The following is a 14,701-nucleotide window of genomic DNA, read 5'->3' as shown; positions in this document are numbered from 1 at the left end:
CGCCTGGCTCCACCGACGAGAACCCATATGAGGTGCTCAAAGTCATCGAGGGGTACGGCTACCAATCCACGGTGGCGGTGAACTCCGAACTGACGTTCACCCGGCCTTTGCATCTGGGGGAGAAGCTCTACTACACCACGCGCCTGGATTCGGTCAGCGATGAGAAAACCACGGGTCTTGGCATCGGTTTTTTTGTCACCCTGGTGATGAACCACTTTGTCGAAAAGGCTGGTGGCGACGAGCCAGTGGGCGAGTTGTTGTTCCGCGTCTTCAAATTCCGCCCGGCCAATGTCCAGCAGGCGCCGAAAACCCCCGCGATCGAGACACCGGCCAAGGCCAAGCGTCCCCTGCCGGGGATCAGCGACGACACCCGATTCTTCTGGGAAGGTTGCGCTCAGGGCCAACTGTTGATCCAGCGCTGCAAGGACTGCGCAACCCTGCGCCATCCACCAGCCCCGGTGTGCATTCAGTGCCACAGTTTTGACTGGGACACCGTGGCCGCCAGCGGGCGCGCCAGCCTGTATTCGTTTGTGGTGATGCACTACCCGGAAGTCGCGCCGTTCGATTACCCCAACCCGATCGGCCTGATCGAGTTGGAGGAAGGCGTGCGTCTGATCGCAGGTTTGGTTGGTATCGAGCGCGAGCAGTTGCAGATCGGCCAGCGTTTGCAGGTCGAGTTCCAGACTTTCGATGATGAGTTGACCCTGCCTTTGTTCCGGCCGGTAGACGCCTAGGAGCCAGTAACCATGGATTTCGAATTAAGCGAAGACCAGCGCGCGATTGCGCAGATGGCCGACAGTCTGTTTGCCGACCATTGCCACGAAGAATACATGCGCCACTGGGACACCAGTGGCGAGCCAATGATGGCGCCGCTCTGGGCGCTATGCATCGAAACCGGGCTGCATGCTCTGGCAATTCCTGAAGAGCAGGGCGGCAGCGGCCTGGGCATGACCGAGCTAATGCTGGTGTTGCAAGCCCAGGGGCATGGCTTGGCTCAGGTGCCGTTGTGGCGGCATCAGTTGGCGGCCGCGACCCTTGCCCGATTCGGCCTCGACGAAAGCTCGACCTGGGTCGCCAAGGCGGCGTCCGGCGAGGCCATGTTGAGCCTGTCCCTTGATGCCTTGAGCAGCGCTCGTGGTATCGAGCTTGAGGCGCGTTCGTGCGCCGACGGTTGGCACATCACTGGCCGGGTCGCCGCCCTGGCTCTGGGCGAGCAGTCCCGGGCAGCGTTGGTGCTGGTTGAGGCCGAAGGGCAGCCGCGTTTGTTGCTGCTGGACTTGTCGGCGCCTCAGGTTCTGCGCGTGCCGGGTGTTCTGACCCATGGCGAGGGGGTCGCTGATCTGCACATAGAAGGCTTGATCGTCCCGGTCGGGCACCTGTTACCCGCAGAGGCACTGGCCTGGTTGGAACCGCGCAGCGTGGCGGCATTGGCCGCACTGCAACTGGGGGTCAGCGAGGAGCAGATCCGTCGCACCGTGGCCTATGTAAACGAGCGCGTGCAGTTCGAGCGGCCTATCGGCAGCTTTCAGGCGGTGCAGATGAGCATGGCCGACACGCATATCGCCCTCGAAGCCTTACGCAGTGTGCTCTGGCAACTGTGCTACCGCATCGACGCCGGTTTGCCGTCGCCTTCCGAAATGCTGGCTACGTCTTGGCTGGCCTGTGAAGCGGGCCACCGTATCGGCCATACCGCACAACACGTGCATGGCGGGATTGGCGTCGACCTGACGTACCCGATCCACCGTTTTCTCTATTGGAGCCGCGGCCTCTGCCTTGCCCTGGGTGGTTCGGCGGCAAGCCTGGAACGTCTCGGCGATTGGCTGAGCAATAACGACAAGCTGGGATGGAAATATGACCTCGAAGAACACCAAGCGCTTTGAAGACGTGCGCCCCGGCGAAGTATTGCCGCAGCTGGCGGTGCCGATCACGGTGAGCCTGATCAACGGTGGAGCAATTGCCACCCGTGACTACTTCCCCGGCCACCACGACATGGAGGCTGCCCGCTTGCTGGGCTCGCCGCATATCTTCATGAACATCCTCACCACCAACGGGCTGGTGCAGCGGTTCATCGAGGATTGGGCGGGACCGCTGGCACAGTTCCTCTCGCTGAAAATCAAGCTGGGCGCGCCGAACTACCCCGGCGATTGCATGACGTTCACGGGCAGCGTCACCGGCCACGACGCCGATACCCGCACGGTGGAAATCACCTTCAGCGGCAAAAATTCCATGGGCAACCACGTGACCGGTACGGTCGCGCTGGTCCTGCCCTGACAGCGGGAGACACACAGATGACCAATTCGTCGATTTCCGGACGTGCCGCGATAGTCGGACTGGGCGCGACCGAGTTTTCCAAGAACTCTGGACGCACCGAATTGCGCCTGGCCCTGGAAGCCACGCTGAGTGCGCTTAAGGATGCCGGTATCGATCCTTCCGAGGTCGAGGGTTTCAGTTCCTATTCGGTGGACAAGGTCCCGGAATACGAAATTGCCCGCTTGCTGGGCTGCAAAGACGTGAAGTTTTTCTCGCAAGTGCCCCACGGCGGCGGTGCTGCCTGCGGGCCGGTGATGCACGCGGCCATGGCAGTGGCGACCGGGATGGCAAAAGTGGTGGTGGTGTATCGCGCCATGAACGAACGCTCCTGGTATCGCTTTGGCACCGGCAGCTACGGCTTCGCCTCGACGCCGACCTTCGACAATGTCAATTACGGCTGGTACATGCCCCACGGCTTCCATACCCCGGCGGCCTGGGTCGGCATGTTCGCCAAGCGCTACATGCACACCTACGGTGCGACCTCCGAGGACTTCGGCCGGGTTGCGGTGGCGGCGCGTGATTTTGCCTCCACTAATCCCCAAGCATTTTTTTACGGCAAGCCGATCACCCTGGAAGAACACCAGGCTTCGCGCTGGATCTGCGAACCGCTGCACTTGCTCGATTGCTGCCAGGAATCCGATGGCGCAGTGGCGATGGTTATCACCTCGGCCGAGCGCGCGCGCGACCTGCGCCAGAAACCCGTGACGATTAAGGCGGGTTCCCAGGGCATTGCCGGTGGCCAGCAAAGCATGACCTCCTTCTACCGCGACGACATCACCGGGCTGCCGGAGATGGGCGTGGTCGCCCGTGAGTTATATCGTCAATCGGGGCTGGGGCCGGAAGCGTTCCAGACGGCCGTGATCTACGACCATTTCACTCCGTTCGTACTGCCGCAACTTGAAGAGTTCGGTTTTGCCAAACGTGGTGAAGCTAAGGAATTCATCCGCGCCGGGCACCACGCCCGAGGTGGCAAGCTGCCGATCAACCCCCACGGTGGGCAATTGGGCGAAGCCTATATCCATGGCATGAACGGTATCGCTGAAGCAGTGCGCCAGGTGCGTGGCACGGCGGTAAACCAAGTGCCAAATGTAGAAAACGTACTGGTTACTGCGGGTACCGGCGTGCCTACCAGCGGCCTGATTCTCGGCGCGGCCTAAGGAGTAGCATATGTTTGTTGACCTCACTGCGGAACAACACGCCCTGCGCCACAAGGTGCGGGACTATTTCCAGGCGCTGATGACCCCTGAGTTGCGCGATCAATTGCGCGGCAAGGAAGGCGGTGAGCTGTTTCGCCAGACCATCCGCCAGATGGGTCGCGATGGCTGGCTGGCAGTTGGCTGGCCCAAGGTCCATGGCGGACAGGGCTACGCCGCTACCGAGCAGTTGATCTTCTTTGAAGAGGCTAACATCGCCGGGGCGCCACTGCCGTTCGTGACCATCAGCACCGTCGGTCCGGCCTTGATGGCCCACGGCAGCGAGTTTCAGAAAGAGCGTTTCCTTCCAGGGATCGCCGCTGGCGAGATCATGTTCTCCGTCGGTTATTCCGAACCCGGTGCCGGCAGCGACCTGGCGGTGCTGAAAACCAATGCGCGCCAGGACGACGAAGGCTTTGTGGTCAATGGCAACAAACTCTGGACCTCCGGTGCCGAATCGGCCGACTTCATCTGGCTGGCGGCCCGTACCAACCCGGCCGAGGCGAGGCACAAAGGCATTTCGCTGCTGATTGTCGATACCCGTACACCGGGCTTCTCTCATACCGTCATTCCCACCACCAGCATCCCGACCGCGGCCACCTACTACGACAATGTTCGGGTGCCCAAGGACATGCTGGTGGGTGAGTTGAACGGCGGCTGGAAGATGATCACCTCGCAGCTCAACCACGAGCGTCTGGGCCTTGGCACCTGGGCGGACAAGGTCGTGGCGTTGTTCCGCCGAGTTTACCTGTGGGCTCGCGCACGTGACGAGCAAGGCCATTGTGCGACGGACAAAGCCTGGGTCCGCAGCTCGCTGGCCGAGTGTTATGCGCGTCTGGAAGCCATGCGCCTGATCAACTTGCGCATCGCCGCCGACCTTGAGCATGAGCGCATGGACGTGGCGTTGAGCTCGACCACCAAGGTTTTTGGCTCGGAGTCGGCCATCGAAATCCTGCGCAAGCTGGCGGCGATCATGGGTGCCAATGGTTCGATGCGCAGCGGTTCGGCGGCCACGCTGCTGCACGGCGAGTTGGAGTACGAGTTGCGCTGTTCGGTAACCCTGACCTTCGGCGGTGGCACCAATGAAATTCAGCGTGAGTTGATCGCCCAGTTCGGCCTGGGCATGCCACGAACCCGACGCTGACAGCAGGTTGCAGCGCTTGTCCACGACAACAAGAACCGTACCCGCTCCGGAGCAAAACCGGGGCCGGGTCGAGGGGGATCTTCATGAGCACGATTGAGCAATTCCGGCACGAAACCCGTGCCTGGCTGGAGGCTAACTGCCCGTTGTCGATGCGCACCGCGATGGCGGAAGGCGACGTCGTCTGGGGCAGTCAACAACCAGCGTTTCCCAATGAAGACGCGCGGCTGTGGTTCGAACGCATGCGCGACAAGCGTTGGTTCTGCCCCGAATGGCCCGAGGAATATGGCGGCGCTGGATTGAGCGACGAGCAACTGTCGGTGCTGGAAAGCGAAATGCGCCGCATCAAGTGCCGGCCGCCGCAAATCAACCTGGGCATCTGGATGCTCGGGCCGGTGTTGCTGGCGTACGGCAGCGAAGCGCAGAAACGTGACCTGCTGCCACCTATCGCACGCGGTGAAGTGCGCTGGTGCCAGGGCTTCTCTGAGCCGAACGCAGGTTCCGACTTGGCCAGCCTGAAAATGGCCGCACGCGATGCCGGCGACCACTTTGTAGTCGACGGCAGCAAGATCTGGACCTCCTACGGCGACAAATCCGACTGGATGTATGCTCTGGTGCGCACCGACTTCAGCGCGCCCAAGCACGAAGGCATCAGCCTGATCGTCCTTGATATGCGCAGCCCTGGGGTCACCCCGGTGCCGATCGATTTGATCAGCGGCAAGTCGGCGTTTTGCCAGGTGTTCTTCGACGGCGTGAAGGTGCCCAAGAGCCAACTGATCGGGCCTTTGAACGGCGGCTGGAACCTGGCCAAGTACCTGTTGCAGCACGAGCGCAAGGCAATGTCGAAGTTTGGCGAGTTCAGCCTGCCATCGCACTTCGATCTGCTGGCGTTGCTGCGCGAATACCTTCCCAAGCCACAGGGCCAGAGCGAGCACGCGTTGCATGCCCGTGGCGTGGCCTGCGCGATGAATGAGCATGCCTATAACCTGACGGTCCAGCGCATGGGTCATGAGGCCAGGGCAGGCGATGATATCAGCGGCCTGATGTCGATCATGAAACTGGTGCACACCGAGCAGGAGCGCGACAAGTGCGAAGTCTTGCTCGATGCCATGGCCGGGTATGCCTTCGGCTGGCAAAGCACGGCGTTCAGTGACCAGCAATTGGCGATTACCCGCGCCTGGTTGAACAGCTATGCGCTGACCATTTCTGGCGGCGCTTCGGAGATTCAGCTCAATGTCATCGCCAAGCGCGTGCTTGGTCTGCCTGACGCGAAAAAAGGAGTAACTGCATGAACCTGCGCTATGGCGACGAACAACGCCTGTTAGCTGACAGCGCCCGGGATTTTCTCGCCGCGCGCAGCCCGGTCAGCGCTCAGCGACGGTTGCGTGACGAAGGCGACGCGCTCGGGTTCGACCCCCAGCTATGGCAAGACGCCAGGGACCTGGGCTGGAGCGCGATACCGTTTCCGGAAGATTTAGGTGGTCTGGATTTCGGTTGCATGGGCCTGGGGCCGATCTTTGAAGCCATGGGCCGCAACCTGTCCGCCACGCCGATGCTGTCAAGCGTTGTGCTCGGCGGCTCGCTGCTGCATCTAGCGGGTAACCCGCAGCAACACGAGCATTGGTTGCAGGCTGTGATCGGCGGCGAGCGCCGTGTGGCCTTGGCCGTGGACGAACAAGCGCGCCACGACCCGAGCCATGTTGCCCTGCAGGCGGTGGCCGAGGGTACGGGGTATCGCTTACACGGAGACAAGTATTGGGTGCTTGATGGCCTCGGCGCCGATGCCTACGTCCTGGCCGCGCGGACCTCGGGGCAACCGGGCCAGACCCAAGGCATCAGTTTGTTCCTGGTGCCGGCCGATGCGCCTGGGTTGACCGTCAGCGCATTGCCGCTGATTGATTCGCGCAATTGCGCACGCTTGGGCCTGGACCAAGTGCTACTGGGCAGCGAGGCGGTGTTGGGCACGCTCGGTGAAGGCTGGACGGCACTGGATACTGCACTGGATCGTGGCCGCACGTGTCTGGCGGCGGAGCTACTAGGGCTGGCTGAGCAGTTGTTTCAGACCACCTTGGATTACCTGAAGACCCGTGTGCAATTCGACACTCAGATCGGTACGTTCCAAGTCCTGCAGCACCGCGCCGCGCAGATGTACGTCGATCTGGCCCTGAGCCGCAGCGCTCTGATGGCCGCGCTGTCGGCCCTGGATGATGTCGACCTCAGTGCGCAGGAGCGCGGTCGGCTGGTCAGCCTGGCGAAATGGAAGGCCGGCGATACCGCGCTCAAAGTCAGCAGCGAAGCGGTACAGATGCATGGCGGCATCGGGGTCACCGACGAGCTGGATGTCGGTCTTTACCTCAAACGTGCGCGTGTTGCACAGAGCTGCCTGGGCGACCGGGATTTCCATTGCGAACGTTATTCGACCCTCGACCAAGCGTGCGCCTGAGCGCCTAGGGCCTCGGCTGTTCTGGAGAAACACAGATGAGTATTGAACGCTGGAAAACCGCGTGGCAGCAATTGATCGCCCCCGGTTCGCCTTTTGAAGTGGTGACGCCGGCCGACGGTGGCCCGCGTTACTTCCGTCATACCGCGCCTAACCTGATGCACGTGATTGACGCCGGTCGCGTACACGGAGAACGCGAGTTTCTGGTCTGGCAGGAGCAACGCCTGACCTTCAATCAGTACTTCGATCAAGTCGACCGTCTGGCCGGGCAGATGATCGCCTGTTTTGGTCTGCAACCAGGCGAGCGGGTGGCGATTGCCATGCGTAACCAGCCGGCCTGGCTGGTGGCCTTCGCGGCGATCCAGCGCTGTGGCGCGGTCTGCGTGCCGCTCAATAGTTGGGGCCTGCGCGATGAGCTGCTGCACGGTGTGCGGGACAGCGGTGCGCGCCTGCTGCTGTGCGACGAAACCCGTCTGAATGTGTTGCAGGAGGACCTTGCGCAGGAGCAACGGGCGGCGATTGTCGTGGGGGCACAGGCGCAGGTGCAATTGCCCGAATACTGCCTGCGCTACGAAGAGCTGATTAGCGCCCCTCAGTTGCCGATCCCCGAGGTAGTTATTGACCCCGACGCGCCGGCGCTGATCCTTTATACCTCCGGCACCACCAGCCGGGCCAAGGGTGTGTTATCCAGCCACCGGGCGATCTGCCAGGCACTGACCGCGTTGGAGTTTCAGGGCGCGTTTTGTGCGGTGAGCTCGCCCGAACGTATCGGCGTGGTGATCAACAGCGGCTACCCACCAACCACTCTGGCGGCGGTGCCGCTGTTTCACGTCAGTGGCTTGCATGCGCAGTTTTTGTCGGCATTACGGGGTGGTCGGCGCTTGTTGCTGATGTACAAGTGGGATGTCGAACGCGCCCTCGATCTGATCCGCGATGAACGCTGCACCCAGTTCAACGGCGCGCCGGTGATGATGCAACAACTGCTCGGATCGCCCCGTTTTGGCACCGAGCACACCGCCAGCCTGTTTGGTCTAGGCCTAGGCGGCGGAGCTTCATCCGCGGGTTTGCTGGCCAACATGATCACCCTCAAACCTGACGCCATCGGTGGCAGCGGCTACGGCCTGACTGAAAGTAACGGCATCGGCGCAGCAATTGGTGGCGATCAGTTCGTGTACAAGCCGGCGACGTCTGGCTGGCCACTGCCGATTGTCGATATTCGCATCGGCGAAGACCCGCATCAGCCACTGCCCAGTGGTACTCGCGGGCTGATCTGGCTGCGCTCTCCGACCCTGATGAGCGCTTATTGGAACCTGCCCGATGCCAGCGCCGAGTGCCTGCGCGACGGCTGGCTCGACACCGGCGACATCGGCTACCTCGACGACGAAGGGTTCCTGCGCGTCACCGGGCGCATCAAGGACCTGATCAACCGCGGCGGCGAAAAAATTTCCGCCGCCGAAATCGAAGCCTGTATCTGCGAAATGCCCGGTATCGAAGAAGCCGCCGCGTTCGCCATTACCGACCCGGTACTGGGCGAGACGGTGGCACTGGCGGTACATGGCACTGCCTCGGCGCTGCCGACTTCAGAGCAAGTCTGTGCATTCATCGCCGAACGTCTGGCCGCTTACAAAGTGCCGGCGCGGGTCTACCGGGTACTCGAACCCTTGCCACGCAATGCCACCGGCAAGGTGCTCAAGGCGCAACTGCAAGAAAAATTGGGCGTGTAAGCCGTTCCTTAGTCTTTCCGGACGATGTTGGCGCCGGTAGAAAACGAACAATGTGTCCATCAGATAAGCCTTATCAGCGAAGGAGGCAACACATGAAAATAACAAGAACGGGTCTGATGCTCGCGGTCGCAGTCACAGCCAATAGCGGGTTGATTGGTTATGCGCACGCCGCGGTTTCTCCCCAAGAGGCCGCCAAGCTGGGCAAGGAACTGACGTGTGTCGGCGCCGAGCAAGCGGGTAACGCCGAGGGCACCATTCCGCCTTACACCGGTAAGTACCTGGGTGAAGTGCCGGGCTGGAACCATGTGAAATACTCCGGTGACCAACCGGTTGATCCTTATGCGGCGGAGAAACCGATCCTGGTGATTACCGCGGCGAACATGAGCCAGTACGAGGCGCACCTGACGGACGGCCAGAAAGCCCTGCTGAAGAAATACCCTACTACCTACAAAATGAATATCTATCCAGGCCACCGGGACTTCCGTTACCCGGATTATGTTTGCCGTCGGGCGATGTCCAACGCACTGCACGCCAAACTGGTGGACGATGGGATGGGTTTAGAAGGTCTGGGGCAGGTACCGTTCCCGATTCCGAAAACCGGCATGGAACTGCTGTGGAACCACCAACTGCCGGCACGTGCCTACACCGAAGAAAAAACCACCGACCTGGCTTCGGTCCTGCCCAATGGCAGCATCGGTTGGGGTAAGGCGTATGCACGCGGCTTGTCGCAAGCCAACTCGCCGACCGCTGAGCCCACCACCGATGGCAAGATTCAGGCCATGAGCAGCAACTTGACCCTGAAACCGGCCCGCGACAACGGCTCGCTCAACATTGCCCTTGAACCCTACAACTTCGCTACCGACCCCCGTCAGGCCTGGTCCTATAGCCCGTCGACCCGGCGCGTGCGGCAACTGCCGGGTTACGGTTACGATCAACCGATGATCGGCACCAACGGCACCATGACCGTCGACGAAGACCGCTTGTTCAACGGCTCACCGGAGCGCTACGACTGGAAAATCATCGGTAAGCGCGAGATATACATCCCGGCCAACGCCTACAAGCCGAACTCCGGGACCATAAAGTACGCTGACATCCTTACTCCCAACCATCCCAACCCGGAGTTCATGCGTTATGAGTTGCGTCGCGTGTGGGTGTTGGAAGCCGACCTGAAGGAAGGCTATCGTCACATCTATGGCAAGCGTGTGCTGTTCCTCGACGAAGACACTTGGAGCTCTGTCATGGCCGACAACTACGATACCCGTGGGCAGTTGTGGAAACACGCCATGATCAACTATTACTACCACCCCGACATGAGCGGCTGGCAGGCCGGTTCGCAGTTCTTCATTGACTTGAACTCCGGCCAGTACACCGGCTACGGCATGTCTAACGAAGAGAAGAAAGGCCCGATCCTCAACGAAGGCAAATTCACTCCGGACCAGTACACCGCGGATGCGGCGCGGGCTAACGGTCGTTAACTCATTAGGCAACACGCGCTACAAACAAAGCCTCGCCGGATAACGGCGAGGCTTTTTTTTGGGGTGCGTCAGGCATAGCGTAATGAATGCCCTTCGGGCCTGCTGTTTGGCAAGCCAACATCAAAAGTAGATCGGCGCCAAGGCGGCTGGTCTTGCACGCTTCGATCAAATCACACACACGCACACATACAACCCTTTGAATTATTAAACTGTAGGAGCGCGCTTGCCCGCGATGGGCCCGGGGTCGTGCTCGATCGAAGCGGTCCTAAAATGCCGGACTCAGTTCCAATCGAAAGGAATGCATGCTCTGGTTTACGACTGCTGCGCAGCCGATCGCGGGCAAGAGCGCTCCTACATGGACCGCGTTTGCTGCGCGACAGCGCGACGTCGAAGACGCGGCGGAACCTCCCACAGGTCTTGTATCCGGCGCAGAATTTTCGATGGATGGAGATCCCGTGGGAGCGGGCTTGCCTGCGAAAAGGTCGGCACGACCTTCAGACCTGGCGTTGTATGTCGATGGGCAGCCGCAGTTCTTGCTCAGAGGTAAACTAACCTTCAGAAATCAGACAGTGACCGCATCCGCATCCGGCTCGACGAGGGGCGTGGTCGGGCGGGCCAGTTGAGTGCGATAGCGTGGCAGGGCCATCGCAAGGAACAGCACGGCGAGCAACAGCATTGAGACCGACGACGCCAGCGCATAGCGCAACGCTTCACCCCCCAGGCTCGGCGTGAAGTAGTCACTGAGCATGCCGACCAGCAGCGGACCGACGCCCACGCCCAGCAGGGTCATGGACATCACAAAAATCGCCGTGGCTTGCGCCAGCCGAGTCGCCGGGAACAGGTGGGTGATGGCGCTCAGGCAAGGCGCTACCCACCAGACGCCGAAGAAGCCGAATGCACTGTAGAACAGGAATGCTTGTGGCACGGCGATGCTGCCGATATAGAACGCTGTGCCTTGTGGCCAGAGGAAGTACGCCAAGGCAAAGGGGATACTGACCAAGGTGCCCAATAAAGGCACTCCGATTTGCCAGCCGACATCGCGACGGGCCATCCGGTCGGTCAGCATTCCGCAGACCAGGGTGCCTATAGTAGAACCCGTGCCGCCCACCACGCCGACCAGAAACCCCGCTTCTTGCATGTTCAGACCGTGGGAGCGGATCAGAAAACTTGGGCTCCAGGTGCCAATGGCGTAGCCCGCAACCGCCGCTGCGCCGCCAGCGAGGACCAGCCACAGAAAAGATGGCATGCGCAGCAGCTCGATCAACGTTTGCAGCCAGCCTTGTTGCAGTGCGCTTTGTTCTAGAGGCGTAGGGGCGGCTGCCGGTTTGGGTGAGCGCACGGTAAACAGCAGTAACAGACCGAGCAAGATCCCCGGGGCACCGATCAGCAAAAAAGCGTAACGCCATCCGTAGTGTTGAGCGATCCAGCCGCCCAGACCCAAGCCGACAATCGCCCCCAGACTTGAGCCCAGCATCAGTACCGCCAATGCGGTGGAGCGGCGGTGCGGGGGGTACATATCCGAAACCATGGCCACCGAAGGCGCCGTGCCACCCGCTTCACCGACGGCCACGCCGATTCGCGCCAGCATCAGGGTCAGGAAGTTACCGGCCATGCCGCAGAGCATGGTCACGATGCTCCAGACGAGACAGCTGAATGCGATCACTGGTTTGCGCCCAATACGGTCCGACAGGCGTCCCAACGGAAAGCCAAAAACGGTATAGAACACGGCGAAAGTCACGCCCGAAAGCAGCCCGATCCCGGTATCGGAAATACCGAATTCGAGCTTCACCGGTTCGATCACGATCGTCATCAGTTGGCGATCGATGTAGTTGAATACATAGATGGTCGCGAGCACGAAAAGTGCGTAGTGCGTTCGCCATGTCACAGGGTTGGACTGATTCACTGCGGCTACTCCCTATTTTGTTTTAGTGGGCCCGATCTTCAGCGCGGCGTGGGTTTTATTCATCGTCCGTTCAGACCACATTTTTCCTGCCGAAAAGCCGTTGCGAACGATGTCCGGGTGCGCACATCTAGTCTTCTCGGACGATGTTTCGCTCGCGTTCCGGGTCAATCATTCAGCCCATATTCGCTGTTGCGCTATCGCTTGTGCCGCGTTGTCGGCGGCGGCGCAAACAATAAAAAGTTAAGGAGCTGACATGAGTATCTTGTTCGAGCCTGTGCGCTTGGGTGAACTGCAACTGGCCAACCGCATTGTCATGGCGCCCATGACTCGCAGCCGCGCCGACGCATCGGCGGTGCCCAGCAGCGTCATGGTCGAGTACTACCGCCAGCGTGCTGGCGCCGGGTTGATCGTGGCCGAGGGCACTGCGCCGTCCGCCAGCGGCCTGGGTTATTGCCGCACCCCGGCGATCTACAGTGCCGAGCAGATTGCCGCATGGCAGCAGGTCACCCGCGCCGTGCATGAAGAGGGCGGGCGCATCGTCCTGCAACTGATGCACGTCGGCCGCGCCGCCAGCCGTCACAACAAACCGGCGGGGGCTGCGACAGTCGCGCCTTCGGCACTGCGTGCGCGCACGCAATTGTTCAGCGACAGCGCTGGCCTGGTAGACAGTGATGAGCCGCAGGTATTGACCCTGCAAGGTATCGCCGAGGTCATCGAGGATTATCGCCAAGCTGCACTGAGTGCCCGTGAGGCCGGTTTCGACGGTGTTGAGCTGCACTGCACCAGCGGTTACCTGCCCATGCAGTTCATGGCATCGGGCAGCAACCAGCGCAGCGATGCCTACGGTGGTGCCGTGACCAACCGGGTGCGCTTTGCCAAGGAAGTGATCGAGGCCATGGCCACGGCGATTGGTGCCGGGCGTGTGGGCTTTCGTCAGTGTCCGGGCAACCCCTTCAACGATATCGACGACAGCGATCCGGCGGCCACGGCGGCTGCGTTGTGCGCTGCCGTCGCGCCGCTAGGCCTGGCTTACCTACACATCATGCGTTCCCCGGTGGCCGACCTCGATGCTTTCGCCCTGGCGCGCCAGCACAGCCCGCATGCATTGATTCTCAACGATGGTTTTGATGGCGCTTCGGCCAGCGCCGCGCTTGAGGCGGGCGAGGGCGCTGCCGTCTCGTTCGGGCGTCATTTTGTGGCTAACCCGGACCTGGTCGAGCGTTTGAAACAGGGTCTGCCACTGGCTCGATTCGACCGAAAAACCCTCTATACGCCGGGCCCGGGTGGCTATTCGGATTACCCCACCTATCAAGCGACCGCCCAGGAGGTGACTCAATGAACCTGAACGATCTGACTGGGGTCCTGCCGAGCCGCTCGGTGCCCCGGGAGCAGACCCAGGCGCTACTTGACCTGCGTGCGGCGGCCAGTGCGCTGATCAAACCAAGCGACCACTACACCATGGCCGACCGCCTGGAACAACAGGCGCTTGAACAGGGTGAACGACCGTTCCTGATCTACGGCGAACACACCCTCAGCTACGCCGAAGTCGATGCGCGGGCCAACCAGATGGCCCATACCTTTTATGCCGATGGCCTACGCGCCGGTGATGTATGCGCCATCGTCATGGAGAACCGCCCTGCGTTCTTCTGCACCTGGTTTGGCTTGGTCAAGCTCGGGGTGGTAGTGGCGCTCATCAACACCCAGGTCAGCGGCCGCCCGTTGCTGCATGCGCTGCAAACCATCGCAGCCAAGGGGCTGGTCGTCGGCGAAGAGTGCCTGGCCAATGTGCAGGCCACTGAGGATTTTCCCGAGCTGGCGTGCTGGCTGGTGCATGACCCGGAAAATCCATGGAACGGGCCGCTGCCCAAAGGTATCGATGGGCATTTTGCCGCGCGCCTGGACAGCGCCTCGCGCAGCACCTTCCCCCGTGATACTCGTGCGCACATCGAGGCGCAGGCCTCGACCTTGCTGATTTTTACCTCGGGCACCACCGGTTTGCCGAAGGCGGCGCGCTACAGCCATATGCGCTGGATGTCCTCCGGCGATGTGATGGAAGTCACGCTGCAGGCCACCCGCGACGACGTGTTTTATTGCTGCCTGCCGCTGTACCACGGCGCGGCCGCCACGTCGGTGACCTCCACCGCGCTGCGTGTGGGCGCCAGCATCGTGGTCCGCCGCAAGTTCAGCGTGCGGGAGTTCTGGAGCGACGTGGCACGCTATCGGATCAGCGTCTTCCAGTACATCGGCGAAATCTGCCGTTACCTGCTTAACCAACCAGTGCGGGTGGGCGAGCGCGAACACAGTCTGCGCTGCATGCTCGGCGCCGGCCTGTCGCCTGAGACCTGGCAACGCTGGCTGGAACGTTTTGGTCCGATCCAGGTATTCGAGGGCTGGGGCGCGACCGAGGCCAACGCTTCGGTGATCAACGTCGACAACTATTTCGGGTCCTGCGGACGTGTGCCGGACTGGAACAAGACCAACCTGCGGCTGGTGCGTTTCGACATCGAAAACGACT

General features: G+C 61.4%; 12 protein-coding genes. 11 read left to right on the top strand and 1 reads right to left on the bottom strand.

Translation table 11 applies throughout. From position 1 onward, the window contains the following. The 9 genes from M0974_RS21020 to M0974_RS20980 form a co-directional block, all read left to right on the top strand. The coding region (locus M0974_RS21020; RefSeq protein WP_297841187.1) for an OB-fold domain-containing protein at positions 1–734 on the top strand (734 nt) is incomplete at its 5' end. 12 nt (positions 735–746) lie between these two features. Continuing rightward, positions 747–1,880, top strand: a complete 1,134-nt coding sequence (locus tag M0974_RS21015; RefSeq protein ID WP_297841184.1) for an acyl-CoA dehydrogenase family protein — start codon at positions 747–749, stop codon at positions 1,878–1,880. Next, on the top strand, positions 1,852–2,271 hold the full coding sequence (locus tag M0974_RS21010) for a MaoC family dehydratase (RefSeq protein ID WP_297841182.1): 420 nt from the start codon (positions 1,852–1,854) through the stop codon (positions 2,269–2,271). Before M0974_RS21015 ends, M0974_RS21010 begins: the two co-directional genes overlap by 29 nt. A 17-nt stretch (positions 2,272–2,288) precedes the next feature. After that, a complete protein-coding gene (locus M0974_RS21005; protein WP_297841180.1) occupies positions 2,289–3,467 on the top strand; it encodes a lipid-transfer protein in 1,179 nt (392 codons plus the stop codon). Between the two features lie 10 nt (positions 3,468–3,477). Then, positions 3,478–4,647, top strand: coding sequence for an acyl-CoA dehydrogenase family protein (locus M0974_RS21000; protein WP_297841178.1), 1,170 nt, complete (start codon positions 3,478–3,480; stop codon positions 4,645–4,647). An 83-nt stretch (positions 4,648–4,730) separates the two neighbouring features. Further along, positions 4,731–5,936: an acyl-CoA dehydrogenase family protein gene (locus tag M0974_RS20995; RefSeq protein ID WP_297841175.1), complete on the top strand. Its 1,206-nt coding sequence runs from the start codon at positions 4,731–4,733 to the stop codon at positions 5,934–5,936. Then, positions 5,933–7,087, top strand: a complete 1,155-nt coding sequence (locus M0974_RS20990) for an acyl-CoA dehydrogenase (RefSeq protein ID WP_297841172.1) — start codon at positions 5,933–5,935, stop codon at positions 7,085–7,087. The genes M0974_RS20995 and M0974_RS20990 overlap by 4 nt, the downstream gene beginning before the upstream one ends. A 35-nt stretch (positions 7,088–7,122) precedes the next feature. Further along, positions 7,123–8,808, top strand: a complete 1,686-nt coding sequence (locus M0974_RS20985) for a class I adenylate-forming enzyme family protein (protein WP_297841169.1) — start codon at positions 7,123–7,125, stop codon at positions 8,806–8,808. A 92-nt stretch (positions 8,809–8,900) separates the two neighbouring features. Continuing rightward, the gene (locus tag M0974_RS20980) at positions 8,901–10,283 is read left to right on the top strand and encodes a DUF1329 domain-containing protein (protein WP_297841166.1); all 1,383 of its coding nucleotides are present in this window, start codon (positions 8,901–8,903) and stop codon (positions 10,281–10,283) included. A 562-nt stretch (positions 10,284–10,845) separates the two neighbouring features. Here the strand turns inward: M0974_RS20980 and M0974_RS20975 are convergent. Further along, complete coding sequence (locus M0974_RS20975) at positions 10,846–12,186, bottom strand: MFS transporter (RefSeq protein ID WP_297841164.1); 1,341 nt, start codon at positions 12,184–12,186, stop codon at positions 10,846–10,848. Between the two features lie 253 nt (positions 12,187–12,439). Between M0974_RS20975 and M0974_RS20970 the strand changes: the two genes are divergently transcribed. Together M0974_RS20970 and M0974_RS20965 are read left to right on the top strand one after the other, a co-directional pair. Then, entirely contained in the window at positions 12,440–13,525 is a 1,086-nt protein-coding gene (locus M0974_RS20970; protein WP_297841162.1) for an alkene reductase, read from the top strand. After that, the coding region (locus M0974_RS20965; protein ID WP_297841159.1) for an AMP-binding protein at positions 13,522–14,701 on the top strand (1,180 nt) is incomplete at its 3' end. The genes M0974_RS20970 and M0974_RS20965, both read left to right, overlap by 4 nt.

The organism is Pseudomonas sp. (assembly GCF_026224925.1).
Classification (GTDB): Bacteria; Pseudomonadota; Gammaproteobacteria; order Pseudomonadales; family Pseudomonadaceae; genus Aquipseudomonas.
This window is presented reverse-complemented; position numbering and strand designations above follow the sequence as displayed.

Coding starts and splice junctions, on each gene's coding strand:
- M0974_RS21015 (WP_297841184.1), top strand. CDS start 747: ATGGATTTCGAATTAAGCGAAGACCAGCGCGCGATTGCGCAGATGGCC.
- M0974_RS21010 (WP_297841182.1), top strand. CDS start 1,852: ATGACCTCGAAGAACACCAAGCGCTTTGAAGACGTGCGCCCCGGCGAA.
- M0974_RS21005 (WP_297841180.1), top strand. CDS start 2,289: ATGACCAATTCGTCGATTTCCGGACGTGCCGCGATAGTCGGACTGGGC.
- M0974_RS21000 (WP_297841178.1), top strand. CDS start 3,478: ATGTTTGTTGACCTCACTGCGGAACAACACGCCCTGCGCCACAAGGTG.
- M0974_RS20995 (WP_297841175.1), top strand. CDS start 4,731: ATGAGCACGATTGAGCAATTCCGGCACGAAACCCGTGCCTGGCTGGAG.
- M0974_RS20990 (WP_297841172.1), top strand. CDS start 5,933: ATGAACCTGCGCTATGGCGACGAACAACGCCTGTTAGCTGACAGCGCC.
- M0974_RS20985 (WP_297841169.1), top strand. CDS start 7,123: ATGAGTATTGAACGCTGGAAAACCGCGTGGCAGCAATTGATCGCCCCC.
- M0974_RS20980 (WP_297841166.1), top strand. CDS start 8,901: ATGAAAATAACAAGAACGGGTCTGATGCTCGCGGTCGCAGTCACAGCC.
- M0974_RS20970 (WP_297841162.1), top strand. CDS start 12,440: ATGAGTATCTTGTTCGAGCCTGTGCGCTTGGGTGAACTGCAACTGGCC.